The 26,304-nt window shown below is 39.7% G+C and carries 25 protein-coding genes, 2 tRNA genes and 1 pseudogene; 3 read left to right on the forward strand and 25 right to left on the reverse strand.

Annotation, left to right across the window (positions count from 1 at the left end):
* Positions 1 to 44: 44 nt before the first annotated feature.
* Positions 45 to 917, forward strand: coding sequence for an AraC family transcriptional regulator (locus BM161_RS11275; protein WP_074932757.1), 873 nt, complete (start codon positions 45 to 47; stop codon positions 915 to 917).
* Positions 918 to 1,027: 110 nt separating this feature from the next.
* Here the strand turns inward: BM161_RS11275 and BM161_RS11280 are convergent, their stop codons facing one another.
* From BM161_RS11280 to BM161_RS11290, 3 genes are read right to left on the reverse strand one after another with little or no spacing between them, the layout of a single operon-like run.
* Positions 1,028 to 2,722 carry an extracellular solute-binding protein gene (locus BM161_RS11280; protein ID WP_074932759.1) on the reverse strand — a complete coding sequence of 565 codons (1,695 nt, stop codon included), beginning with the start codon at positions 2,720 to 2,722 and terminating at the stop codon, positions 1,028 to 1,030.
* Between the two features lie 35 nt (positions 2,723 to 2,757).
* The gene (locus BM161_RS11285; RefSeq protein WP_074932761.1) at positions 2,758 to 3,651 is read right to left on the reverse strand and encodes a carbohydrate ABC transporter permease; all 894 of its coding nucleotides are present in this window, start codon (positions 3,649 to 3,651) and stop codon (positions 2,758 to 2,760) included.
* 12 nt (positions 3,652 to 3,663) lie between these two features.
* On the reverse strand, positions 3,664 to 4,611 hold the full coding sequence (locus tag BM161_RS11290) for an ABC transporter permease (RefSeq protein ID WP_074932763.1): 948 nt from the start codon (positions 4,609 to 4,611) through the stop codon (positions 3,664 to 3,666).
* Positions 4,612 to 4,792: 181 nt separating this feature from the next.
* Between BM161_RS11290 and BM161_RS11295 the strand changes: the two genes are divergently transcribed.
* Positions 4,793 to 5,467, forward strand: coding sequence for a GntR family transcriptional regulator (locus BM161_RS11295; protein ID WP_074932766.1), 675 nt, complete (start codon positions 4,793 to 4,795; stop codon positions 5,465 to 5,467).
* Positions 5,468 to 5,518: 51 nt separating this feature from the next.
* Here BM161_RS11295 and BM161_RS11300 read toward each other — a convergent pair.
* The 7 genes from BM161_RS11300 to BM161_RS11330 all read right to left on the reverse strand — a co-directional run bounded on the left by BM161_RS11300 (position 5,519) and on the right by BM161_RS11330 (position 12,817).
* A tRNA-Pro gene (locus BM161_RS11300) sits at positions 5,519 to 5,591 on the reverse strand.
* 59 nt (positions 5,592 to 5,650) lie between these two features.
* Positions 5,651 to 5,724: transfer RNA gene (locus tag BM161_RS11305), tRNA-Asp, on the reverse strand.
* An 80-nt stretch (positions 5,725 to 5,804) separates the two neighbouring features.
* Positions 5,805 to 6,809 carry a LacI family DNA-binding transcriptional regulator gene (locus tag BM161_RS11310; protein ID WP_074932767.1) on the reverse strand — a complete coding sequence of 335 codons (1,005 nt, stop codon included), beginning with the start codon at positions 6,807 to 6,809 and terminating at the stop codon, positions 5,805 to 5,807.
* Positions 6,810 to 6,888: 79 nt separating this feature from the next.
* Positions 6,889 to 9,303 (reverse strand): glycoside hydrolase family 31 protein, encoded by a 2,415-nt coding sequence (locus BM161_RS11315; RefSeq protein ID WP_074932769.1) that lies wholly within the window; start codon positions 9,301 to 9,303, stop codon positions 6,889 to 6,891.
* Positions 9,304 to 9,394: 91 nt separating this feature from the next.
* Positions 9,395 to 10,954, reverse strand: coding sequence for a type 2 periplasmic-binding domain-containing protein (locus tag BM161_RS11320; RefSeq protein WP_074932771.1), 1,560 nt, complete (start codon positions 10,952 to 10,954; stop codon positions 9,395 to 9,397).
* 29 nt (positions 10,955 to 10,983) lie between these two features.
* The gene (locus tag BM161_RS11325; protein ID WP_074932772.1) at positions 10,984 to 11,868 is read right to left on the reverse strand and encodes a carbohydrate ABC transporter permease; all 885 of its coding nucleotides are present in this window, start codon (positions 11,866 to 11,868) and stop codon (positions 10,984 to 10,986) included.
* Between the two features lie 43 nt (positions 11,869 to 11,911).
* Complete coding sequence (locus BM161_RS11330) at positions 11,912 to 12,817, reverse strand: ABC transporter permease (protein WP_074932774.1); 906 nt, start codon at positions 12,815 to 12,817, stop codon at positions 11,912 to 11,914.
* Positions 12,818 to 13,116: 299 nt separating this feature from the next.
* On the opposite strand from BM161_RS11330, the gene rpsU reads away from it, so the two are divergent.
* Positions 13,117 to 13,323 (forward strand): 30S ribosomal protein S21, encoded by a 207-nt coding sequence (gene rpsU, locus BM161_RS11335; protein ID WP_022931060.1) that lies wholly within the window; start codon positions 13,117 to 13,119, stop codon positions 13,321 to 13,323.
* 64 nt (positions 13,324 to 13,387) lie between these two features.
* Here the strand turns inward: rpsU and BM161_RS11340 are convergent, their stop codons facing one another.
* From BM161_RS11340 to BM161_RS11410, 15 genes and pseudogenes are all read right to left on the reverse strand, one after another.
* Positions 13,388 to 15,484, reverse strand: coding sequence for a methyl-accepting chemotaxis protein (locus BM161_RS11340; RefSeq protein ID WP_074932776.1), 2,097 nt, complete (start codon positions 15,482 to 15,484; stop codon positions 13,388 to 13,390).
* A gap of 21 nt (positions 15,485 to 15,505) precedes the next feature.
* Positions 15,506 to 17,164 carry a peptide ABC transporter substrate-binding protein gene (locus BM161_RS11345; RefSeq protein WP_074932777.1) on the reverse strand — a complete coding sequence of 553 codons (1,659 nt, stop codon included), beginning with the start codon at positions 17,162 to 17,164 and terminating at the stop codon, positions 15,506 to 15,508.
* Between the two features lie 188 nt (positions 17,165 to 17,352).
* Positions 17,353 to 17,916, reverse strand: coding sequence for an elongation factor P (gene efp / locus BM161_RS11350; protein ID WP_244882816.1), 564 nt, complete (start codon positions 17,914 to 17,916; stop codon positions 17,353 to 17,355).
* 45 nt (positions 17,917 to 17,961) lie between these two features.
* On the reverse strand, positions 17,962 to 19,113 hold the full coding sequence (gene earP / locus BM161_RS11355; protein ID WP_074932780.1) for an elongation factor P maturation arginine rhamnosyltransferase EarP: 1,152 nt from the start codon (positions 19,111 to 19,113) through the stop codon (positions 17,962 to 17,964).
* A gap of 7 nt (positions 19,114 to 19,120) precedes the next feature.
* Positions 19,121 to 19,588: a hypothetical protein gene (locus BM161_RS11360; protein ID WP_074932782.1), complete on the reverse strand. Its 468-nt coding sequence runs from the start codon at positions 19,586 to 19,588 to the stop codon at positions 19,121 to 19,123.
* A gap of 2 nt (positions 19,589 to 19,590) precedes the next feature.
* Entirely contained in the window at positions 19,591 to 19,791 is a 201-nt protein-coding gene (locus BM161_RS11365) for a hypothetical protein (RefSeq protein ID WP_074932865.1), read from the reverse strand.
* A 14-nt stretch (positions 19,792 to 19,805) separates the two neighbouring features.
* Positions 19,806 to 20,162, reverse strand: coding sequence for a YraN family protein (locus BM161_RS11370; RefSeq protein ID WP_074932783.1), 357 nt, complete (start codon positions 20,160 to 20,162; stop codon positions 19,806 to 19,808).
* Positions 20,152 to 20,442, reverse strand: a complete 291-nt coding sequence (locus BM161_RS11375; protein ID WP_074932786.1) for an EscU/YscU/HrcU family type III secretion system export apparatus switch protein — start codon at positions 20,440 to 20,442, stop codon at positions 20,152 to 20,154. Before BM161_RS11375 ends, BM161_RS11370 begins: the two co-directional genes overlap by 11 nt.
* Positions 20,439 to 21,482: a hypothetical protein gene (locus BM161_RS11380; protein WP_074932787.1), complete on the reverse strand. Its 1,044-nt coding sequence runs from the start codon at positions 21,480 to 21,482 to the stop codon at positions 20,439 to 20,441. The genes BM161_RS11375 and BM161_RS11380 overlap by 4 nt, the downstream gene beginning before the upstream one ends.
* A gap of 307 nt (positions 21,483 to 21,789) precedes the next feature.
* A pseudogene (gene rplS, locus BM161_RS11385) lies at positions 21,790 to 22,137 on the reverse strand (50S ribosomal protein L19); the annotation flags it as partial.
* A gap of 11 nt (positions 22,138 to 22,148) precedes the next feature.
* The gene (gene trmD, locus BM161_RS11390; RefSeq protein WP_074932792.1) at positions 22,149 to 22,928 is read right to left on the reverse strand and encodes a tRNA (guanosine(37)-N1)-methyltransferase TrmD; all 780 of its coding nucleotides are present in this window, start codon (positions 22,926 to 22,928) and stop codon (positions 22,149 to 22,151) included.
* Positions 22,929 to 22,932: 4 nt separating this feature from the next.
* On the reverse strand, positions 22,933 to 23,487 hold the full coding sequence (gene rimM, locus BM161_RS11395; RefSeq protein WP_074932794.1) for a ribosome maturation factor RimM: 555 nt from the start codon (positions 23,485 to 23,487) through the stop codon (positions 22,933 to 22,935).
* 15 nt (positions 23,488 to 23,502) lie between these two features.
* Entirely contained in the window at positions 23,503 to 23,739 is a 237-nt protein-coding gene (locus BM161_RS11400; protein WP_022933403.1) for a KH domain-containing protein, read from the reverse strand.
* A 20-nt stretch (positions 23,740 to 23,759) separates the two neighbouring features.
* Entirely contained in the window at positions 23,760 to 24,011 is a 252-nt protein-coding gene (gene rpsP, locus BM161_RS11405) for a 30S ribosomal protein S16 (RefSeq protein WP_074932796.1), read from the reverse strand.
* Positions 24,012 to 24,153: 142 nt separating this feature from the next.
* Positions 24,154 to 26,226, reverse strand: a complete 2,073-nt coding sequence (locus BM161_RS11410; protein WP_074932797.1) for a methyl-accepting chemotaxis protein — start codon at positions 26,224 to 26,226, stop codon at positions 24,154 to 24,156.
* Positions 26,227 to 26,304 lie beyond the last annotated feature (78 nt).

Consider the following 26,304-nt stretch of genomic DNA (forward strand, 5'->3'; position numbering starts at 1 on the left):
TAAAAAAAGGGGAATATAATTGTACAAATCTCTACGGAGGATACATGGACGACTTATTCGAATACAGCGACAGTCTTAATGCACCTTTTCAAGCCTTTTCCGGAGACTGGAAGTATGTTAAACCTCACTGGCATTATTTTACAGAGATGGTTTATCTTGTAAGCGGCGTTCTGTATGCAGAAGTTGATGGCAAACAGTACACCATGAATCCCGGAGATATGATTATCTTCCACCCAAAACAGATTCATGCCTTTCTGGACTATCCTGTAAAAGAGGAATATCCAGACAAACCATTTTTCTATGTCATTAAGTTCGATGATATGATTCTCTCAAATACAACTCCGGGTTCTCCAAAGCTTCCTAAGCTTCTGGACCGGGCAAACTCTGCTTCAGAAGCATCTAATCTTCTTACGGCAAGAGACCTTCGCTTTAATCCGGTAAAAATGTATTTTGAATATTGTATCTGGGAAACAAATAACCGCCAGTTTGGCTACGATATAAAGGTTGCTTCTATGATAAGTCTTATTATCACGGAAGTTATGAGAATCTGGTTACGTCACGGTTTTCAGTTTTCTTCAAAAACCACCTTTGATCAGTTCTCTACAAAAGACTTTTCTGTACTCGAATACATCGACAAGCATTCATCTGAAAATATCAGCATAGAAGATCTTGCTTCCAAATGCGGTATGTGCTACTCAAACTTTGCAAAGCAGTTTAAGACCCAGTTTGGAAAAACCTGCAAAGAATATATCGAGTTTATAAGAATCTGTAAGGCAGATACCCTTCTCCTTTACACAGACAAAACCCTGGACTACATCAGTCAGGAAACAGGCTTTACCGATGCCAGCCACTTTATCCGCACTTACAAAAAAATCAGGGGAATTACGCCAAAACAGCGCAGGAACTCGCAGATATAAAAAAAACGGTGGTTTCGATAAATCCGCTTCGCAGACCCTTAACCACCGTTCGTTTTTTACACGGTGGTTGAGTAAGCCGAAGGCTGTATCGAAACCACCATATAATCATACTACTTGTTCTGTTTCTTATAGATATCGTTTGTAAGTTTTACAATCTTGTCTATATTAAGATTCTTACAGCTTGAAACATATTCGTTCCAATCCTTATTGATATCCTTCTGTCCAGTTACGAATTTGAGTGTCCAAGCATTGATGTTATCAGTGAGTGGAGTTGCCCAAAGATTCAACTGTTCACGTTCATCCTCAGATGGCTTAGCCTTTGGATCTACAACAGCAACTGTCTTGTATTTTGCATAGCGTGCATACAGATCCTGTACCTCTGGAGTGAAAGCATCTGTTGATTCAGCTGTTGAGTGACCATAGAAATAGTTACCACCAGCGTATCCCCACTTAAGGCGGATATCAACATCATCATCTGAACCAGAAAGACCAAGACCACCACACTTAAAGCCTGGAAGAAGCTTTTTAACCTGTTTTCCATTAACAGTAGCGTAATCCCAAGTCTTGCCCTGTGGACCCCACTTACAGAGTGTGTAAGCTTCTTTAGAATAGAACATCCAGTCTACAAAGCGCATAAGTTTAATGAATTCTTTTTCTCCAAGTTCATCGAGAGCTCTCTGAGAAATCATAACACCACATTCAAGACGTGAAGTTTCTGCAAGGTTCTTGTTTGTTCCTGAAGGATATGCTGTTACATAGCACTTTGCCTTGTCGCCAAGAATCTTCTGAACACCTGCGATATCGTTAGACATCATAGAGCGGTTTGTAGACATAATTACTGTCTTTCCACTGTAGAACTTGTTATGAGCTGTATCATTTGACTGTGTGAATGTTTCTGGATCAAGAATTCCTGCCTTAATAAAGCTGTTAGCTACAGTAATGAATTTCTTGAAATCTTCACTGATAGAAGAAGAGTAGAATTCCTTCTTCTTGTAGTCATATTTAATACCACCGTTTGAACCATCAATAGCCCAACCAGAAAGTACATTGTAAGAAGCACCCATCAATTTAAGAAGGTTACCACCATTTACAACACCTTCACCACACCAGAGGTCAGACCAGATGTAGTCAGATTCTTTACACATACCCTGTGAAACCATGTACTTCTTTACACCAAGGAGTACATCAAGAAGGCTTTCCCATGTCCATGTCTTCTCAAGTTCACGAATATCATAACCTGCAGCCTTGAAAATATCTTCACGAACCATAAGTGTATAGTCCTGAAGAGCAGCTTCGTGCATACCTGGCAAGCGGTAGAATTTTCCATCACTCTGTGTAATTGTAGCCAGATCCGGCTCCATATTATATTTCTTTACGAATGCAAGGAAGTTAGGCATATACTGAACATAATCAGATACAGCAACTACACCGCCTCCAGCAACATATTTATCTTCTGTATAAACCTTTGGAATGATATAAGTTGGTTTTCCAGCATTGATGGCAAGGTTAATCTTCTGTTCGTAGTCACCAGAATCGTAAGAAGTTATGTCAAGGTGAACATTTGTTACATTTTCAATATCCTTGAAAATACCTTCTGTTTTCCAGGTATCCTGCATTGCATACCATGCGGCATCACTGAAAGAAATAGAGTAAGTTACTGGCTTCTCAGAGCGGAATGTTTTTTCCTCACCGAAAGTATAACCAGAAGCTTCGGCTTTCTTACCCTTTGCCTTTTTTGACCAAGGAGCAGCAAACATAGCTGCTACACACATAATTGCAACAGTTAAAGTTACAACCTTTTTCATAGTTTTATCCTCCTTTTGATAAAAACTTTTCTATATCACTCTTTTACACCACCGAGCATCATACCCTCTACGTAGTATTTCGAGATGAACGGGTAAATACAAATAATCGGCAATGCCATAAGAACCATAGAACAAGACCTGATATTTGCAGCAATCTGCATCTTTTCTGCGCTAGCCTCTCCAGGATCAGCAGATGTAGAAGCACCGGAAATAACAGTCTTAAGATAATATGCAACCGGCCACATTTCTTTTTTATCAAGATAAAGGAATGCATTATACCAGTTGTTCCAGTAACCAACAGCGTTGAACAAAATCATAGTTGCAATAATTGGCATAGAAAGCGGCAATACAATACGCACAAAAATACCAATTGGACTTAAACCATCAAGCTCTCCAGCCTCCTCCAGTTCATGTGGAGTTTCAGCAAAGAATGATTTCATAAGGATGATATAATAAGTACTAAGCAGAGATGGAATAATAAAGCCTGCTACATGATTTACAAGATGAAGTTTCATCATAAGAACGTAGTTCGGGATCAAACCACCACCAAAGTACATTGTAAAGATTACAAACTTTGTAAGAAGCTTGTATCCTTTCAATTCTTTTTTAGAAAGCGGATACGCCATACAGCAGCTGAACACAAGTGAAAGTATTGTTCCAAGAATGGAATAAACAACTGTGTTCTTATAAGAATGCATGAATTCACCTTTTTCAAATACAGACTTATAAGTTTCTAAATTAAAGCCAACTGGTAAAATGCTAACCTTTCCCAAAGTAATTGCTTCTTCAGAAGAAAAAGACTGTGCTACCAGATACAAAAAAGGATACAAAGTTGCAGCACAAACCAGAATCATAATTGCCGTATTAAACCACTTAAAAACGATATATCCTGTTGATTCTTTTACTTTTACGCCAGTTTTCTCAGCCATCTTAATCCTCCATTACCACAAGCCTGAGCCAGAAACTTTCTTTGAAATCTTATTTGCTATTGTAAGCAGACAAAGATTCAAAACGGCTTCAAACAAACCTACGGCAGTAGCATAGCTGTAGTTACCGGAACCAAGACCCATTCGGAATACAAAGGTAGAAATAATATCTGCTGTTTCGTATGTCATTGGGTTATACAAAAGGAATACTTTTTCAAAGGCACCGCCCGAACCAACAAGGCCTCCGATATCAAGAATAAGCAAGGTTGTAATAGTTGGCAGAATACACGGAATAGTTACATGCCACACACGCTGGAAGTGATTAGCACCATCAACTTCGGCAGCTTCATATAATGAAGGATTGATTCCCGCAATAGCAGCAAGATAAAGGATAGTTCCCCATCCTAAAGCCTGCCATACACCGGAAATTACAAAAATCGGATTGAAGTACTGAGGAAAAGCAATGAAAGAAATCTTTTCACCGCCAAAATGTGCAATCATCTGGTTGAGCGGACCGCTTGTAGAAACAAGCTCACGAATCATACCGGTAACGATTACCATAGAAATAAAGTGAGGCAGATAAGAAACTGTCTGTACGAACTTCTTCCACCACAGAGCCTTTATTTCATTCAAAAGAAGAGCAAAAATCAAAGTCAAAGGGAATCGCACTGCAAGATAAGAGACATTAAGAACCAGAGTATTTCTGAAGGCACGCCAGAAAGTTTTATCACCAATAAACTGCTTAAAATACTTCAGACCGCTCCATTTATCACCAAAAAGACTACCGCCTGCCCTGTAACGACGGAAAGCAATAACGTTTCCAGCCATAGGAACATAACGGAAGATGATATAGTAAAGGATTGGAATAAGAAGTAATGCATAGAACTGCCAGTACTTACGCATGTACTTTTTGAAGCTTGCAGCCCTGACTGCTTTATCAATTTTTTCTTTTTTCTTAAACATTTTATTACCTGCTTTTTTAGATTGTGTGTTATAATCTACACAAGTACTACTTGCATACTAGTACGCTTGTATAATTAGTATGATAATGCATAATTACTAAAAGTCAAGAAAAATGTTGTTATTTCATAAGAAAAAAGCATTATTGACGGTAATTAAACTAAACTTTATTATGGAGGGATATATGAAAAACACAGAAAAGCATGAAAAAGAAACAAACAGAGAATATGCACTTCGTGTAATCAAGGAAAATATTGTAAACCTTGAACTTGCTCCAGGCAGCATGATCAGCGAACAGGATATTGCTAACGAACTGAATCTTTCACGAACTCCTGTTCACGAAGCTATGCAGGAACTTTCTTCTACTAAAATAATTGAAATCCTTCCACAGAGAGGAAGCCATGTAAGCCTTATTGATATGGCTCATGTTGATGAAGCTGTATTTGTCCGTTCAACAATTGAATCTGCAATTACAGAAATGGCATGTGCACAGGCTACAGAAGCCGATATTCAGGAAATGGAAGAAAACGTTACTCTTCAGCGTTTCTACTATGAAAAGAATAATCTGGATAAGATTATGGAACTGGACAATGCCTTCCATGAAATAATGTATAAGATTACAAACAAGATGCAGTGTCACTATATGGTAAGACTGATGAGCATTCACTACGACAGAATCCGTGAGCTCACCCTTCACTCGTTTAATGCAGAGCGCATTGTAAAAGAGCACGAAGAAATTCTAGAAGCCTTCAAGGCAAAAGATCCAGCCGGCGCCCGCAAAGCATTAGACAAACATCTTTCCCGCAAGCACATACAGGAAGATGAAATCAAAAAGAAGTACCCGCAGTATTTTGCATAAAAAACAAAAAAGCTTTCCTTTACGGAAAGCTTTTTTTATTCTTTTTCGTAATCGGGCAAACTGGATTTGAACCAGCGACCTCAACGTCCCGAACGTCGCGCGCTACCAACTGCGCTATTGCCCGTTAAACCCGTGTCATTGCACTTATCAAAAAAAAGGCCTTCCGATAATCGGAAGGCTTAGCGCGAGCGGCGGGGCTCGAACCCGCGATCTCCGGCGTGACAGGCCAGCGCGATAACCAGCTTCGCTACGCCCGCGTGATGTTTGTTATATTATATGAAACGGTGATTTATGTCAATAAGTAAAATCAGAATTTTTACAAATTTTTTAATTTTTTTTAGATTTGTTTTACTGATTCTCGCTCAACAAGATCAACAGGAAGAACCGTATTTTCGCTGATTTCACGCCCCTCTATTAAATCAACAAGAGTCTTTACTGCAATGCTTCCTTTAAGTTTGACATCCTGACGGATTGTTGTAAGAGGCGGATTAAACAGCTGGCTCGCATATAAATCATCAAATCCAATAACAGATTTATCTTCCGGTACTCTAATATTTTTACTCTGCAAAGCAGAAATAATTCCCATAGCAAGAAAATCTGCAGTAGCAAAAACACCCGTAATATCCGGACGCAGTGCAATCTTTTCACCAATTGACCAGCCGCTATCAAGTGTAGAAACCTGAAATACATTATCAGGATTAAACTCAATTCCCGCATCCTTTAAGGCTGCTTTATAGCCGGCAAATCTTTCTGCGACAACACCAGTTTCAAAAATATCAGGAGAAGCAAAGGCAATGTTTTTGTGGCCCTTTTCAATCAGATAGGAAGTAGCAGTATAGCCGCCCTTAAAGTCTTCAAGTCCCACATTCAAAAAGCGGTTATGTTTGATATAACTGTCTACGAGTACACAGGGAATAGTGATTTTTGTAAGCTGATTAAAGAAGCTACCTTCAAATACACCATGAATGATAATTCCCGCAAAGTTCCAGTTTTTATGAAGATCCAAAAGCTCTTCTTCTGTGCTCACAGTTTTTATCATCAGATAATAATTTCTGGCACTCAGCTCCATCTCTACACTTCTAAAGAGCATTCCCAAAAAAGGATCTTCAGGTAAACAGGAAAAATCCTGTTTTTCTACATGGCTCAGCATTCCAATAATTCTGGAATTCTTTGTAGCAAGAGCTCTGGCAGACATATTCGGTTTGTACTGTTTCTTTTCGATAATCTTCATAATTCTTTCTGCAGTTTCCGGAGACACATGAGTTTTTACTCCATGAATAACATTAGAAACTGTAGAAATACTTACGCCCGCTTCTTTTGCAATATCGTTTATAGTTACCATAATCAAACCTGAATAAATTCACTATATCACACTATAACACAAATTTTAAGTGCAACAGTGCCACTGCCAGAAATCTCCGCTAAAGCAGTTCAAGGACAGCTTCTATAACTGCAGGATTAATTTTCTTATTCAGCAGACTCTGTCCAACTTTCAGAGCATCAAAGCCAGCCTTTTCTGCTGCTTCAAAAATTCTTTCTTTTTCCAGGAACTCACATTCCATTGAATCAAGCAAATCAAAAAGCCGCTTTTTCTTTCGAGCAAGAATCTTTGTATCAGTTTTAGAACAGGTTAATGTCACCTGGATTTTTTCATTTACCCCACCCTCAAAACTTACAACCGCTTCACGTTTTACATAATCATAAGTAAAAGAAAGATTATTCTTAACGTCAGTATTCTTTCCATTTTTGAGAATGACTGCAGACTCAAGGTTATTACAATTCAAAATATGAAGATTATATTTTCGCACCCCTGGCAAAAGTTCTGTATCCCCGGCAGGAGAGTCAATTGTAAAAACAATTTTCTCCCCACTCTGAATTGTCATCTTTGTATTTACAGCTTTTCCTTCCAGGTACGAAAGACTCTCTCCATCATCCTCATACAAAGTAAACTCACCACAACCAGCAGCAGAATAAATGTCCAGAGTTTCAGGAAGTTTATTATGATTTTTAAGTTCATCCTTTCCGGCAAGAGGAACTATTCCGCCGCTCTTAATAAGAACCGGAATATCATCTAACGAACGGTAAAGTGTAAGCTTTCTTCCTCCCTCATAAGTAACTCCAGTAAACACATCTGTGAAACTTCCCTGAGGCAGCCATACCGAAACTTCAGAACGGTTCAACTTTGCATCCTTAGGTTTTGTAACAGGTGCACAGATTAATTCCGTTCCAAAGAAATACTGGTTTGGAACATTATAAGCTTCACGTTCATCTGGATAATAATAATACATTGGCTGGAGCAGAGGCTCCCCGTTCACAGAATACAGATAGTTCATTGTATAAAGATATGGAATCATACGATGACGCAGCTGCATAAATCTTGTGACAATTTTGCTTGCATCAGCCTTGTACTTCCATGGCTCTTTATGATTGAACGGACTCGCCGAGCAATGTAAACGCATTACCGGAGAAAATACTCCAAACTGAATCCATCTTACCTGAAGCTCTTCATCGTATGCACCAAGCATATGACCGCCAATATCATGACTCCACCAGCCATAACCAATATTACTTGCATTTGCTGTAAAATAAGGCTGAAACTCAAGAGACTTCCACGAAATAATTGAGTCGCCTGAAAAGCCTACAGGATAGCGGTGACTTCCCGGTCCCGCATAGCGCGAAAGAATCAGAGGTCTGTGTCCATTTTTTGCGTTATCAAGAAAATGATAATGATTTAATACCCACAGAGGATCAACGCCCGGAAGCTTTGTTGTAAAGCCTTGCTGCCAGTCAATCCACCAGAAATCAACTCCCTGTTTTTCAAGAGGTTCATGCAGGCAGCTAAAATATGCTTCTGTAAATTTTGGATCAGTAATATCAAACTCAACAGACTTTCCATCTACAGGAAGATTGAGAGCTTTTTTCATTGCTTCGTACGCATCTTCATGACGGCCCACCCCTTCTGCAGGATGTACATTGAGCGAAACCTTCAGCTTATGTTCATGAAGCCAAGAAAGAAACTCTTCCGGTTCAGGAAAGAATTCTTTATTCCAGGTATAACCGGTCCAGCCGCTTCCAATGGACTTATCAATTTCTGTAATGTGCCAGTCCATATCAATTACAGCAACTGCAAGAGGAATGTTTTCTTTTTCAAAACGCTCAACAAGTTCCTTGTATTCGTTCTGAGTATATCTGTGATAGCGGCTCCACCAGTTTCCCAAGGCATAACGTGGCAGTAATGGCGGGCGGCCCGTAAGAGTAAGAAAATCTTTCAGACACTCTTTATAGTTCTTTCCATAGCCAAAAAAGTAAATATCTATTGCATCTGGATCTTTGCGCTGCAACAGTTCGCCCTCGGCTGCGATCAGACAGCTCTTACTGTCATCAAGCACAGTAAAGCCTGCTCTGGAAATAATTCCTTCTTCAAGTTCTATTTCCCCATTTGCATTATCAAGGGTTCTGGCAGTTCCTTTCAGAGTTTTTATTTCATCTCCATAACACCAGGTATCCGGCATTAAGAAAGACGGAATATTTGAATCCGGTCTTTCTTTTAAGATGATTTTTACAGATTCCCGCAGTGTATTTTTTTCTTGTACTTCAACACTAAGATGTTCCGTCTGAATTAAGGTAACTCCATTTTTTTCTCGACGTGTGTGGGGTACATCACAAAAACCACGGAACCAAACTTTTTGAGTCGGCTCATCTGAAAAGATTTTTTCTTCACTCCATTCAAGACGTACAAGGCGAGATGTAAGAAGTGTTATTCTGAGTTTGTCAAAACAAAAAGTATTGTTGTTATTTGCTTTAGATTCCGTATTAATTCTATAAGTGGCTTTCATCATGTGCTCCAAATTAATTGTTTTGAAAAAGTTTCCGAAACCGGAGGTGTGGCTTCGGAAACTAAAAAGAAACTCTTTTTAATACGTTTTACTACTGGTTGCTCTTATATGTGTTATAAGCATCAGTCTGAATCTTTAAGAATTTATCCAGACCCATGCGATTCAAGGTCGTAATATATTCATTCCACTGACTTTCAATACCACCATCTGTTACCCAGGTTGCCTGATATGTTGAAACATAAGAAGACAAATCTGTGTAAAGAGTAAGCATGTCATTCAGCTGGCTTACGGTATAACTTACGTTAGGGAATGCTGGAACTGCATATTTTTTCATAGTTTCATTAAGTACAAGCTTTGCAGCATCTCCATTGCTTCCTGCATATTTTACCTTTGCATTAAAATCATCTCCTACATATTTTGGACCAAAGTCTCTGAGTGAGCTTACCCATGCATAAGTATCTGCAGACATTCCGTCGCGTGGTTCAAGAACTGTATATGTTCCATCAGAATTCTTTTCTGTACCAATTCCGAATGAACCATAGAAGTTCTGAATAGAAGCATCTTCTGTATAGAACTTATCTGCCCAAGAAAGAAGTTTTCCAGGATTCTTACAGTTCTTAGTAATAAGGAACTCATAGCGTGAGAAACCTGCGTGATCAGGGTCAGAAGAAATATAACGGTTTCCGTCTGGACCTGCCAAAGCTGGAAGAGCAATATACTGATCTGCATTAGGACCAAATGTAGAGTCTGCAGTCCATCCAGGAGCACAACCAACAATTGGAGTTTCGCTCATAAGTTTTGCATCACGCATTGAACCGTCTTCTGTGAAAAGCTCCGGATCAATGAGACCTTTTGTATAACAATCATGCATCCATGCAACACCGTTTTTGTACTGCTCTGTTGTAGGAAGGAATACAGGCTTGTCATTTCTTACAGCCATCTGATAAGTATTGTCTGTTCCGATTGTAGTTCCAAAAGGAAGACAGAAGAACATTACAGAGTTTGCATATCCCTGACCAAATGGAATTTCATCATTAGGATCGCCGTTTCCATTTGCATCCTTTTCTTTGAAGGCTTTCAATACTGCTTCAAATTCTTTATATGTCTGAGGCACTTCAAGACCAAGACGGTCAAGCCAGGTTTTATTAATAAACATCTGGTTCCATACATTAAGACGCAAAGCCTTCTTTGCAGGAAGACCATAAATATGACCGTCTGAAGATGTAGCCAGTGCTTTCATTGTACTGTCTTTTTCAAGAATCTTTTTGAAGTTAGGCATGTATTCATCAATATAAGATTCAAGAGGAATAAAGAGACCTTTGTTAGAAAGAACCTCTGCCTCACTGAAACAGATTTCTCCGAGGAAGGCATCCGGTAAGTCGCCACCCGCAAGAGTTACTGCTTTCTTATCAGCCCAATCTGAATTCAAGATCGTACGCCACTTAAGATCAATGCCAGCTTCTTTTGCTGCTGCATCAGGGAAACCTGTGTGATATGCTTCACCCCAGTCTGCCCATCTTACTGTTGCAACTTCAAAAGAATTACTGTCCTTTCCTTTTGAACCAGCGGCTTTTCCACCGCAGCTTACTGCCAAGAGTGATGTTGCAAGAACTGCTCCAATCACCAAACCTAGTTTTGAACTTTTGTGCATAATAGCCTCCTGTTTTTTACTATATGCGTTTATTCTTTTATGGCGCCAATCATGACACCTTTATTGAAATACTTTTGCAGGAACGGATAGAGACACATAATCGGAAGTGTTGAAATAACAATAGCCGCATATTTCATCATGTCCGAAAGTCTTCTGAGTTCCTGAGCCATAGAACCTGTTGCAGCTCCCAATAACGACAAGTTACTGATCAGGATTCTTCTAAGCAAAAGCTGAAGTGGCTGCAGAGTTTCCTTATTAAGATAGATAAGGGCATTGAACCATGAGTTCCATAATCCAACCGCAGTCCACAAGCCAATTACTGCAAGAACTGATTTAGAAAGAGGAAGTGCAAACTGAAAGAAATATCTTATTGTTCCACAGCCATCAATCTGAGCTGCATCCCACAGAGATTCAGGCAGTGAAGAACGGAAAAAGGTTTTTGCAACAATGATGTTATAGGTTGAAACTGAAAACGGAAGAACCATTACCCAGAAGGAATCCAGAAGTCCAAAGCCTTTTACAATAAAATATGTTGGAATCAATCCGCCACTTACAAACATAGGAATCAGATAAAAAATATTAATCCATTTACGGCCAACAAGATCCTTACGAGACATTGCATAACCGGCAGGAATATTTACAGCCAGTGCAATAAAAGTTCCCACCAAAGTATAGATGATTGTATTAAGGTAACTTGTCCAGATCTGCTTCTGCTTAAATAATTCTCTGTAGCCGCCAAAGTCCCATTTCTTAGGAAGAAACCACACTTCCCCGTTTGTAATATCAACAGGGTTAGAAAACGAAGCAATGATTACAAACCATAATGGATAAGCAATTATAATAATGATCAGAATAGAAATTATGTAGAACAATAAATCTGTTGGTGTCAGTTTCTTTGTATCTTTAATACTCATAAATAACTCCTGTACACTTATAGTAAAGCGCTTTACTATAAGACTATAAAAGACTTGTCTCCGTTGTCTTTTTGGAAATGAAATTAACAAAAAGAAGTACAACAACATTAACCAGAGTATTAAAAAGACCTACAGCTGTTGAAAGACTGTACTGTCCGCCCTGAAGTCCCATCTTATAAACATAAGTAGATATGATTTCACTCGACATCGCATTCTGCACATTCTGAAGAAGATAAACCTTTTCGAATCCTACCCCAAGAATACTTCCGGCACGCATAATCAGAAGAATCATTGCAGTTGGAAGAATAAGTGGAATATCAATATGACGGATCTGCTGGAAGGTTCCTGCCCCATCAATAGTAGCAGCTTCATAATAAGTTGGATCGATGTTTGAAAGAGCTGCAAGATAGATGATACTGTCCCAGCCAAGGTGCTGCCATACATCACTCCAGACATAAATATGCTTAAAGGCTTTAGGATCTGCCATAAGATTTGGAAACTTAATGCCAATCAGTTTTGCAATATTTGCAAAAAGACCATTACTTGGTGAAAGGAAAAGCAGAATCAAACCGCACATTACCATTGTTGAAATAAAATGAGGAAGATAAGTTACAACCTGGAAAGTCTTCTTAAAAAGCCCGTTTCTCAACTGATTACACATAAGGGCAAGCATAATTGCCAGAGGAAAACCAATCAAAATTCCGTAGACGCTCAGTACAAGAGTATTTTTTATTGTTAATACAAACTGGTAAGATTTAAAGAATTTGATAAAGTTTGCAAATCCAACCCAAGGACTTTTAATAATTCCCACAGCAGGAGAATAATTCTTAAAAGCCATAACTAACCCACCAAGCGGAAGATAAGCGAAGCAGAACAAGAGCAATGCTGATGGCAACAAAAGCAGATATAGAGGGAGAGATTTCTTTACTCTGCTGGAAATGGTTTTCATATAGTTTCAGCCTCCAAAACTAAACATTACTTTTTAGTAAAGCGCTTTACTAAAATCTCAAAAATAATGCAAGGCTGTTGCCTCACATATAAAGCCTTTTAGGTAAAGCGCTTTACCTAAATACTAACATAGAAATCTCATTTGTCAACAAATAAAATTATAAAAAAATGTTATAATTAAAACAGGATAATTCTAAAATAGCACGATGCATCTCTTGATTTAAAATCTCATTTAGTTTATATTATTTTTTACATTATTTTATATAGACGGAATCCCCGAAAAAAGGAGGTGAATACAGTATGGCAACAATCATGGTTGATGATTCAGAAAACCTTGAAAAGGCAATCAAACGCTTTAAGCGCATGGTTGAAAAAGAAGGCATTATCCGCGAATACAAAAAGCGTGAATACTTCGAAAAACCTTCTGCTACCCTCCACCAGAAGAAGACTACTCTCGAGAGAAAGCTTCTTAACAAGAGACGTAAGACAGAGAAGAAGGATTATTAATCTAATCCTTAAATAAAAAAAAGCCCGGATAATCCGGGCTTTATCATTTAACCTGTAAATCTGCTTATACAGTAAACAGATTAATCTGACCACCGATCTGGCCAACCGCAGCTTCTACACTGTTTGCAATTTCAGAAAGCGCATCGCTGGATTCGCGGATTTCACCGGCACTCTGAGAAATCTTATCCATACTCTGACGAATCTCACCAGTAGTATTTCTAAGGTGATCAATTTCATCAAGGATAGATTTATTTCCTTCAGCCATTTCATGAGAAGCAGCCCTAACCTCACTTGTGTTATCATTCATAAGCTTGAGGGCATCGCCAATCTGCTTAGAACCTTCCTGCTGTTCTTCCATTGCACCCTTAATCTGGAGAACCAGCTGCTGGGTCTGCGTAATAGAATTACTTACAGAAACAAAGGCCTCTGTAGAAGCCTGAGATACAGAAGCTACATCATTGATAGAACCTTCAATCTTCTTAAGCTCTTCACGAATAGTCTTAGATTGAGCACTTGAAGTTTCTGAAAGCTTACGGATTTCATCTGCAACGACAGAGAATCCCTTACCAGCCTCACCCGCATGAGCCGCCTCAATAGCAGCATTCATAGCAAGAAGGTTTGTCTGAGCGGCAATATCACTGATTGTCTTGTTGGCAGCCTGAAGTGCCTTAGACTGATCTTCAATTCCATGAATACGCTGGTTTACATCATTCTGACGCTGAATACCCTCTTCTGTATTCTGAGCAAGAGAATCGAAAGAAGAAGCCATAAAGCCTACAGAATTGTTTACACTACTGATATTACCAATCATCTCTTCTACAGCCGCACTGGCTTCTACTACACCACTCGACTGAGTTTCAATCATCTTTTCAAGAGACTCAATATTCTTAGAAATCTCTTCAACCGCACTTACAGTCTGAGAAACGCTGTCTGCCTGGTTCTGAACATGAGTACCAATATCTTTCAAATCCTGAATAATAGCTTCGATTGAGTTACCGTTTTCTTCAATACGTTTCTGAAGTCCAAGGTTTACATCACCAAGCATTTCCTCAGAATCCTTAACGCCGCTTACAATCATGCGGAGTTTTTCCATGAATGCATTGAAGCCTTCTCCAAGCGAACCAATTTCATTATTAGCCTTAATTTCAATATGCTGAGTAAGGTCTGCTTCACCCGAAGCAATCTCATGAATAGATTCCTGTACAACCTTAAGAGGCTTAATGGCTACAATCAACATCAAAGAACAAACAATAGAAATGATTATTCCAATCAACGAAGTAATTACAATAATCAGACTCATCATTCTGTTTCCTACAGCTTCAATCTGAGACTGTGGAATTGTAAGAATTGCAGACCATGGAGTTCCCTGAACCGGAACATAAGAAGCAAAGGTCAAAACGCCTTTAGGATCACGGAAATATCCTTCACCAGACTTTCCTGCACAAGCCTGTGCCGCAATATCATCAAGTCCAGAATATCCGGCTTTATCACTATAAGTAAGGTCCATATATTTGCTCATACCACGGATATGCGAAATAAGCACACCATTTGAACCTACAAGAATAGCTTTTCCGTCCTGTCCCATGGAAAGTTCACCAACCATCTTATCAATTTCATCAAGCTTTACCGCGCCGGCAAAAACACCAATAAGACTTCCGGCTGCATTGTAAGCAGGTCGTGCAATGTAATAGCAGACAGAACCGTCTACCTGGAAGTCGATATCAGAAACATAAACCTTCTTTTTATCCTTCATAATCGAACGGAAGAATGGCTTTGAAATTACTGTAAGGATTTTTCCGTCACTGGCATAACCTACTCCATCCGGTGTACAGAACATTACATAATTAAAAAGTGAGTTTCTGATATTCTCATGTGTCAAAAGCCAGTTGATAATATTTGTTGTATTACCAGCCTTTGTAACATCGTTATCAGAATAGATTCTAAGGTCATTTACAAGAACTTCATTCCAGTGCTGAATTTTTCCTGCATCTTCTGCAATTACCTTTTCACTAAAATCTGAATAATCTCTTTGAGAAGAAGATTTTACACTCTTTACAATAAAGATATTCAGAATTACAAAGAATACCGCAAGAATAGCAAGAATATATAATGAGAACTGTGTAGCAAGATGCCCATATTTTTTCTTCTTTACATCATCCATAATCTTTACCTCTCTTAGTTCCTATTTTGTAGTATTCTTATAAATCTTATTGATAGCAACCGCATGGAAGGCAACTCCCTTTACGTTACTCTTGATAAGGTTTGCATTACATTTCTGATAAACCGGCGAAATTGCAGCATCTTCCATAACCATAGTTTCTGCTTCTTTCATAGCAGTCCAGCGTTCTGCAATCTTTGTACAAAGTTCTCCATCTGTACAGTCTGCAATTACAGCATTGTAGGTTGGATTAAAATAGTTACCCATGTTATTTGAGTTTCCTGTTACCCACATTGCAAGATATGTCATAGGGTCTGCATAGTCAGGTCCCCAGTTATTAAGACCAAATTGGAAGTCGCCGGCACTCATAATCTTTCGGCGTTCCTTTTTCTCAACAACCCTTAAATTGATTTTCAAACCAGGAAGATTTCTTTCAAGCTGCCGCTTCATAGAATTACAGCAGATAACCTGAGTTTCTGCGTCAGTTGTAAGTAATTCAATTTCAAGATTTCTTACACCAAGTTCTCGTTTTGCTTTGTCATAACATTCTCTTGCGAAGGTTGGATTGTAGGCACAAAGGTTCGGGAACTCAACTCCAGGAGGAGTAAAGTCCTGTCCAGACTGAGAGAAAGCAAATCCTCTAGGAACTGCACCATAAGCGGCTGCAGAACCATCAGCCATATCTTTTACAACAACCTCTCTATCAAAACCATTTGCAATGGCAAGTCGCAGATTTTTATTGCCAAAATATTTATCATCAAAATTAAATGAAAGGAAGTACAAGAATCCCGAATCTACAGGTTTAAATTCTGGAGAGCCCTGCATTTTCACAACAGCATCACCTGAAAGCTCAACAAAGTCCAGCTGACCGCTCTGATATTTTCTCAAAGCTTCTTCACCACTGTTAATAACCTCATAGTGAATACCGCCAAGTTTAACCTTAGACGCATCATAATATGCTGTATTTTTTATAAACGAAATTGATGTAGCACCAACCTTATAATCAGTAAGAAGGAAGGCACCATTTGCAAGACAAGTCTCTGGGCTTGTAGCATACTTGTCACCACAAGCTTCTATAAACTTCTGATTTGCAGGATAGAAGGTACAGAAATAAAGCAGCTGATCAAAATACGAAACAGGAGTCTGAAGTTCAACTTCAAAAGTATAATTATCTGTAGCACGAACACCAAGCTGATTAGGTTCCATCTGTCCAGCCTGAATGGCAGTAGCATTCTTAATCTGCGCAATATCGCTGAACATAAATGCATATTCAGATTCGGTAGCAGGGTCAACACCACGCTGCCAGCCGTAAACAAAGTCCTGTGCAGTTACAGGGTCACCATTAGACCAGAATACGTCATCACGGAGTTTGAAGGTATAATGAAGACCATCATCAGAAACCTTCATTTCCTTACAAACAGCGTATTTAACAGATCCATCATCTGCCATCTGCATAAGGCCGTCAATCATATTTCCGATTAACTCAAATGAAGTTGCATAAACTGATATCTGCTGATCCAGAGTATCAATTGTTGCATCAAGCGAAACATTTAAAATCGGGCCACTTACATTTTTATCTGGCAAAGGACCTTTTCCGGCAGCTGTGTACGCAGTTTGTTTACCACAGCCAAGCAATGTTAAAGACAACAAAATCACAATCGCATAACAACTTATATGTTTCATACAATTCTCCAATTTGTATTAAGAGTAATAACTGTTATTTTTAAATGATTTTTTTTAATATGATTAAACTTTTAAAGTGATATTATATTTATTCTACCACGCACTGCCCTATTAAGCAAATTTAAAAAAAATAAAGACCGCAGATGTCTGCGGTCTTTTCGTTTTATAGACTGATTTTCGATTGTAGGCTAATTCTTAGCTCTTTCGAGGAATGAACCGTCGCGTGTATCGATTACGATCTTGTCGTCTGTGTTGATGAACAATGGAACGCGAACTTCGATTCCTGTATCAAGTGTAGCAGGCTTCAAAGACTTTCCAGAAGTATCACCCTTAACACCTGGTTCACAGTAAGTTACTGTACGTGTAACACGTACTGGAAGATCGATACCTACTGGTTTTCCTTCGTAGAATGTAAGGTTTACTTCGAGGTCATCATCTGGAGTGATGTATCCTGCGTAGTCACCAAGGTCTTCCTTAGCGAGTTCGAACTGCTCGTATGTATCCTGATCCATGAATACAAATGTGTCGCCGTCTACATAAGAAAGCTTTGTTACGTGTGATTCAAGATCAACCTCGTCAAACTTTTCTCCAGCATCAATACCAAGGTCCATTGTAGAGTTTGTTACAAGGTTCTTAACACGGAAGCTAGTTACCATTCCGGCACGTCCTGAACGCTGTCCGAGCATCTTCTGAACGATAAGAGCATTACCTTCATACATGAAGGCTGTTCCAACTTTTAACTGTGATGTCATTAACATAATATAAAACCTCTAAAAAAGAATTTACAAAAATAGTTTCTATATTATAGCAAGTTTTTCAATGTATGTCATTAAGTTGTAAGCCAGGTCGCCATTTTTTCTGAGAGAAGCAGCAAAGTCCTGAAAGCCTGGCACCAGACGGGGAAGCGCTGAGAAAAAGTCTGAATATGGATTGCCGCGTCGCTCCGCTCCTCGCAATGACGAAGACGTGCCGTCATTGCGAGCCGCAGGCGAAGCAATCCATGTCTCACCATTTATATCCAACCAGGCCTTTGAGACGACTTCAAAATCTCTTTCATCAAAATGCGGTCGCATTCTTTCCAGCAGGGCCTTCACCTTCACAAGTTGATATTCATCGCTTTGTGGATACGCATGCCAGATAAAAGGAAGACCCGAGAGGCAGGCACGAGACATAGACTCTTCACCGCGAATAACCAGGGCAGAACAGCCCTTCATTACCTTATCCCATTCTGTCTGATTAAGATATGGAAGTTCTTCTATATATTTGTCCGCACCACAAGCTTTCACTGCAGACATAAAACTTTCCTTGCCGCGCCCCTGAGCCACAAGAATTTTTTGTTCACCACCGGCACAATAATCTGTAAGAGCTTCAGCAAGTTCCCGCCAATCATTTTCATAAGTGAATACCAGCACAGGTCCGTCTGCCTTGCGAACAGGAAGCTCAAGCCACTCATCTTCTATAACAAGACCGCCGGTACGCTCGGTAAAGCCAGGCATAAAGTTTACTTTCTGCACTTTTGCACTACGGGTAAGCGACTGCAGGCAGTGAAAATCTTCGGCATATTTTTCTGCGGTAAGATAATCAATCATGATAATCTGAGCCGTGCGATTGAGTTTTTCTTCAAATAAGATTTTTTCCATCCAGTCCGGGCGGCCACACTGAAAAAGTTCAAGAATTAAAGAAAGACGCTCCCCATCATTCTGGCTGAAAACTTCGTGGCAAAAATCATCCTCATGCCAGGGGAAAATTTCTATACCGTCTATAGAAATGAATTGCTTCGCTTCGCTCGCAATGACGGAACTCTCGATTTTAGAGAAAGATTCTAAATCATCTACTACGAGGCATATTTTATATTTAGATTGAATTTTTGCCAGACGGCGGCAAAGTCTCCAGGCGACACCAATATCACCAAAGTTATCTACCACCTTGCAAAGAACTGTTATATACATGGGGAAATTAATTGATCTTACTGTACAGTCCGCTGAGTTCTTCGCGCCACTGAGACTGATCTTCTCGGTTTTCCCACTCAATTATTTTCTTGATTTTAAAATGACGCTGGTCTCTGATATTTTCATACTGAAGGACAGCAAAGCGTCCCTGACCAATATATGCAACTTTTTCGTTTTCGCCTGTAGGCTCTGACTGTTTTACCTGATTTAAAACGCAGTCAAAATGGAGAGGTTCTCCGGTAGACTTATCGGCAATAGCGCTGGCAATGTCTGTAATTGGCTGTCCACATTTAGGACAGATAATTTCACGAGCCTTAACATTCTGAATTGCAGCAAGTCTCTGTCTCTCAGCATCCTGATCTTCATACAAAGCCTTGTTAAACTGAAAAGATTTCTGTTTGTTTTCACGAGACTGCTCGTTTCTTTTCTGATTATTCCAGTTATTCGAATGTTTTCTATTGCGACGTCTATCCATAATTAATCCCGGAATTTCAATTCATCAGGATCATCAATCAGATGATTACTTATAACCTGTGCAATTCTCTGAATTGCATTATCCAGATATTCCTGATTTTGAATTTTTTCCCTTAACTCCAGTATTCTTGGAGGCAGATCAACTGTTTCGGTCCGCTCAAGAACAAGAGTTGCTGCCCCTGTAGATTTTCCACCAGAAATCATAGAATCTCCCATCTCTATTCTGTAAATGCATTTTCAATATGATATACGGGCTCCAGGCCTGGCATATCAATAACTATTACATCATATCTGATATAACACTTACTATATTGTCGATGATTTAACAGAAAACGTTTAGATGTTTTTATGATTCTTTGACGTTTCTGATAATTTAACTCCCTCTGAATCATATCAGTTGTGCCGTTTGGAAGCGTTTTTACCTCCACAAACACAATTGTATCATTCTTATATGCTATTATATCAATTTCTCCGCCCTTTGTCCGCCAGTTACGCTCAATTATTGCAAATCCTTTAGAGATAAGATATTGAGTGGCACGGTTTTCGCCGTCTTTTCCGGTCTGCTTAGTGTTCATCAGACCTCCTGCTACCTGCGCTACCTTCGCCATCAGAAAGAATAAAAGAAAAGATTACCGCAAGAGCCTTCCATGCAGCTTCGGGAACTACAGAACCAACCTCGCTCATCCCAAGAAGATCCACAAGAACCGCATCCTCAGCAATGTGAATACCGTTTTTCTCTGCCTCTTCAATCATAATCTGGGCATTGCGGCCTTCTCCCTTAGCCATAATAATCGGAGCTTCAACGCCCTCGGGGTACTTTAAGGCCACGGCACGCTTTTTCTGATTTCCGCTCATACCACACCCCCGAAAGTATAAATACTTTCCAGCCCGCTAGCATTTCCTTCAATATCACATAAAGGTGCATACAAAATAGCCGGAACAGGCATATAAGCTGTAAGAAACAACCTTTTTAATTTTTCAACAATCTGATTTTCAGAGTCTCTGCCGTCTTCTGTATTAAAACGTACATTGCGGCATTTACCGCCTTCATAATCCAGAGAAAAAACATAGCGTTTATTTCTATATATACAGTCCAGATTCATAAGCTTGAGCATTTTTCCAGAATCAAAAAGAAGACGAAGATTTCCACCACCAAGAACAGACTTTAGCCCATCTGCCGAAGCAATACCGCCTTCGTACTGAACAAGCTCAAAAGGAAGAAGATACCACGCACCGTCCTTACCATTAAGACGGTTTATAAGTTTTTCATGATTTTTCTGATTTGCAGCTGAATCCGGATCTGCTTCCTGCCAGGATAACTCACCGGCAAGCTGAAGCAAAAGTTGTTTTATTTCTTCTTCATCTGCACTAAGGCCTTTTTCTGCAAGCATCACCAGGATTTCTGCGGCAGATTTTTCTTTACCACCAAAACGAAGTGCAAGGCTACGTATACGACTCATCAGCTGGGCATCAATTTTAATACCTGTCTGGGTAAACATTTGTAATATAGAAGAAGAAAGAGAATCTGCAGAAAGTCCTGCACTCTGTAAAAGAGACGCAAGGTGGACGGAAGTCATTTCATTCATCTGAAAATCAAGATTCTGCAAAACCGCGTCTGTTTGAGTCTGTGGAGTAAGGATGATTTTTCCATCCCTTCCGTTTACAACAGCAGAAAAAGTATCTCCGGCTTTTAAAGCGCGTTCAGATGTAAAGCTTACTTTTACGCCCGCGACAAATCCTTCATAGCGGCCCCCGCCAAGCCCCCGTGTTACGCGCACAGGAACAGAAGAACCCTCGGTCAGTATTTTATGAGCCGTGGCCGGTCTTGTTTTAGAAACCGCACCAGCCCTAGCCGCACCCGCTGTGGAATTAATATTTGCCGCATTAAAGTCCATGACTTACATTATAGTTAAATAAAAAAGGACTTCCAAGTGTGGAAGTCCTTTAAAAGTGGTAAAGCTAAAAATTGCTTTCGCAATTTTTTTAACGCTTTGCTATAGAACAACGCCCGCCAGCGGGCTTACACAGGTTTCGATACACTCGCTTCGCGAGCACTCAACCACCGTGTTGTATTTGAAATTACTGTGCGTTAGCGTTAGCCTTAGCCTCAGCAGCTTCTTTGCGCTCTTCCTTAATCTGAGCTTCTGTAGCGGCAGCAGCAGCTTCAGCGCGTGCGTTACGAGCAGCGATTTCAGCAGCAATCTTTCCACCAACCAGAGTCTTAACTTTAGCATCCTTACCGATCTTATCGCGGAGGTAGTAAAGCTTAGAGCGGCGTACCTTACCAGGGCGAACAACGTCAACCTTTACGATACGTGGGCTGTTATATGGGAATACACGTTCTACACCAACGCCGTAAGAAATCTTACGTACAGTGAAAGTCTCGCGTGCACCTTCGTTCTTCTTGCAGAGAACGATTCCTTCATAAACCTGGATACGCTCTGTTTTACCTTCGATAATCTTGAAGTAAACTTTTACAGTATCACCAACATTGAAGCCCTGTGCTCCAGGACGCTTCTGTGTTTCTTCAATAGTCTTAATAAGATCCATAGTGATCTCCTTTAGTTTTGCACCTTCTTTGCCTTTTTCTTTTTCTGATGTTTAGCAAAGAAAGATTCGGTTATTTCCTCAATCATCTTTTCGGCTTCTTGGGTAAGCTGACCTTTCATGCGTGCATCCCGAATCAAATCCGGTCTGTTTGCCATTGTCTTCATCAGCCGCTTTTTAAGCCGCCACTTTCGGATTTCCTCATGATTTCCACTAAGTAAAACCGGTGGAACCTTTATACCCTTCCATTCTTCAGGATGAGTATACTGAGGGTACTCCAAAAGTCCGTCACAATAACTTTCTTCTTCAAGCGATTCGTGAGAAATAACTCCGTCTACAAGGCGGTAAACAGTGTCTATAACAACTGTTGCAGCCACTTCTCCAGATGACATTACATAATCTCCAATGGAGATTTCTGCGTCAACATAAGAATCGATGATTCTCTGGTCAATACCTTCGTATCTTCCACAGATGAATACAAGTTCGTCTTTGTGACTAAGTTCTTCGGCAATTTTCTGTGTAAGCTGTTTTCCGCTTGGAGTTACGTAAATTACATACTTCTTGCGGGCATTTACACTATCAAGTGCCTTTCCGAGTGGCTCTGGCATCATAAGCTGGCCAGCGCCGCCTCCATACGTTCCGTCATCACAGGTATGGTGTTTATCAGTCGCAAAATCTCTGATGTTCACCAAATCGTAAGCAATAATTCCCTTTTCTACCGCTTTGGCCATGATTGAGTTTTCAAAAAAAGCCCTAACGATATCTGGAAATAAGGTCAGCACAGTAAATTTCATGGAATTACTCCAGAATCCAGAGGTGCATCAATTGCACCGTTTTGTTCTTAATATCAACCTTTCCAATAAACTCTTTATTGAAAGGAACAAGAACCTTTCGGTCACAACTCTCGGCGAGTGACACTTCAAGTAAGTTACCCCCGCCGCCTTCCAAAACGTCTGTGATTGTTCCAACTACAGCATATTTGCCATTTGGTGCAATCAACGTTGCCGGAGCGCCTTTCCCTTCATAAATAAGGGAACAATTTCGTAAATCCTCAATATACCACTCGTCTTTATTCAAAGGCTTGCAGTATTTACGCGGTACAGAGATTCCCCAACGGTTGTATTTCATTACAGCCTCGTCAGAATCAATACCAACGAATTTTACATAAGCAACTGCATTTCCAAGAGAAACCGATTCAACCTTTGCTTCTCTCTGCTGGTCGCCCTGCACTAAAGTAACTTCTTTCAAATTGAGCAGATGCTCGTATTCTCCAGAGGTACTCTCAACCTTACATTCACCCGAAAAACCGTGAGTTCCCCGAATGAACCCAACCACAAGTTGTGCTTTTTCCATCAGCAATATTCCCAATTAGTTATCAAGAATATCAAGACTGTAGCGCTTACCGTCTTTTACTGCTGAAGCACTCAGAACTGTTCTCATGGCTTTTGCAATTCTACCGTATTTACCGATAACCTTGCCGATGTCTCCATCTGCCACTCTGAGCTGGAGCACCATGCCTTTCTCGCCTTCAGTTTCATTTACAGATACAGCTGACGGATCATCGACCAATGATTTTGCGATGTATTCAATCAGGTCTTTTTCCATTTCCCTAGCCTCTCTGTAAACTATTCTGCCTTCTTAGCAGCCTGGCGGTTCATCAACTTCTTAACGATGTCTGTAGGCTGTGCACCAACGCTGATCCAGTACTTTGCACGTTCCAAATCGATAGAAACCTGATCCTTTTCTTCAGCGATAGGCTGGAAAGTTCCAATTTCTTCGATGCAAACGCCGTCACGTGGCTTCTGTGAGTCCTGAACAACTACACGGTAGCATGGACGCTTAGCAGCACCAAATCTCTTAAGTCTGATTTTGACCATTTATATCCTCCATGGCACTGTTTCCAGTGCCAAATTTTTACTGTTTTGGGCACAATAATTTCTATTGTGAATATTAGTGAGATATATTAACTGATTTAAGAAATTTATTCAAGAGCGAAAGTCTATTATAGAAAAAACTCTGCTAAACCTTAAACTGGTCTACCTGGTTTCCTATCTTCTCAATTGAGTCGGCAATCTGAGATGATACTTCACGAAGAGTTTCACCAGTTTCATTGATATGTCTGGCACCAACGCCCATTTCATCCATACTCTGATTCATTGCCATAGCTGCATCCTGAAGAGCCTTTACTTCACCCAGAATCATCTTGTTGCCCTCTTCCATTTCAGCGGAGGCAGTACGTACTTCTACTGTGCTGTCCTGAACGTTCTTAAGGGCTTCGGTAATCTGTTTTGAACCTTCGTGCTGCTCTTCCATAGCGGCTTTAATCTGCATAACCAGCTGGTCTGTATCTTCAAGCTTTCTGGAAACAGTTTCAAAGGCAAGACTCGCTTCAGAAGATGCAGATACAACTTCATTAATAGATTCCTTGATATTATTCAGCTGAACACCGATAGTCTTTGACTGTGCAGTTGAAGTTTCAGAAAGCTTACGGATTTCATCTGCTACAACAGCAAATCCCTTACCTGCATCACCGGCATGCGCCGCCTCAATTGCAGCGTTCATGGCAAGAAGGTTTGTCTGACTTGCGATAGAAGAAATTGCATGGTTTGCATCCTGAAGCATCTTTGACTGATTTTCAATCTGTGTAATACGGTCGTTTACAGCCTTCTGCTTATCAATACCAACCTGTGAGTTGTTACGAAGATCAGAGAAGGAATTGGCCATCTTATCCATAGAATTATTTACAGAAGAAATATTGCCAATCATCTCTTCTACGGCAGCAGAAGCTTCTATTACACCACTCGACTGGTTCTGAACCATATTTCCAAGAGATTCGATATTTGAAGCAATCTCCGTTACAGCTCCGGCCGTCTGGTTTACACTCTGTGTCTGATTTTCAATCTGGCGCTTCATACTTTCGATATTTGAAAGGATTTCTGTAATTGAGCTTGCAGTATCCTGAGTAGAAGAACCAAGGTTTTCTCCGGCAACAAGAAGTTCATCTTTTGAAGCTTTTACATCACCAATAATATTCTGAAGCTTTTCACTGAATTTATTAAAGCCCTTTACAACAGCTCCAATTTCATCATTTGCATTAAATGAAAGACGTCGTGTTAAATCAGCATCGCCGGAAGCAATTCCATCAATTGCCCCACTAACTGTCTTAAGAGGTTTAATAGAAATACGGATTATAAACAGCATGATTACAAATGCAACAACCAGAGAAAATGCTGTCATGATAATCATTGCATTCATAAGGATTTCTATACCATTATAAAAGTCTTTATATGGAGCAACACAAACAGCACTCCAGTTAGTTTCTTCAACCGGAAGATAAGAAACCGCAAACTTCTGCTTTTTAATTTCATCATAATAAACTTCAGCCCCCTTTTCACCGTTCATAATACGCTGAATTACTGGCTTAAAGCCTTCTGAAGCATCATCATTTATAGTTTTCTGATCTTCAACATATTTCTTATCTGCATGAGCTACAAACTTACCGGAAATTCTGTTTATAACATAAGGATGTGAATCTTTTCCAACTACAAGAGTCTCAACTATGCGGCACAAATCTGTAGCATCTACAACAGAAACTACCTCGCCAATCTGTTTTCCGTTATTGTCATAATAAGGCTGGGCATAAAAGGTACTTAGCTTACCGTTTGTTTTAGACCATTCAGGATCTGTAATTGCACGCTGACCTTTCATGGAAATCTGCAAAAATTCACGTGTATGGCTGTCTTTGTACTGACCGGTTGTTGCATAACCCACACCTTTTTCATCGTAACATGCAATTCCTATATACTTATCATCATCTTTTACAATACTGTTGGCAAGTTCCCATTTTGATTTCAGATTAATTTCTGTATCTCTGAATACAGAAAGATTTGCAATTGCTTCAAGAAGTCTGACTTCACGGCTATTAATTGTCTGGATTTTTTGAGAAACTGTTTCTGCAAGGCTTATATTACCCCTCTCAACAGCTTTTGTAAGTTCGTATTTTGACTGGAGATAACTGAACGTAGTAATACACGCTGCAGTAACCAGAATTAAAGAAAGCATTGCGATTGAAAGCCTTGTCTTAATACCCATAAAATACTCCTCTTATAAAGACTTTCTATAATGAAGGTTATTATATCATTATTTTTTGAAAATTAAAAAGCTTAAAGT

Origin of the sequence: Treponema bryantii (assembly GCF_900113965.1) — a bacterium.
GTDB classification, from domain to species: domain Bacteria; phylum Spirochaetota; class Spirochaetia; order Treponematales; family Treponemataceae; genus Treponema_D; species Treponema_D bryantii_A.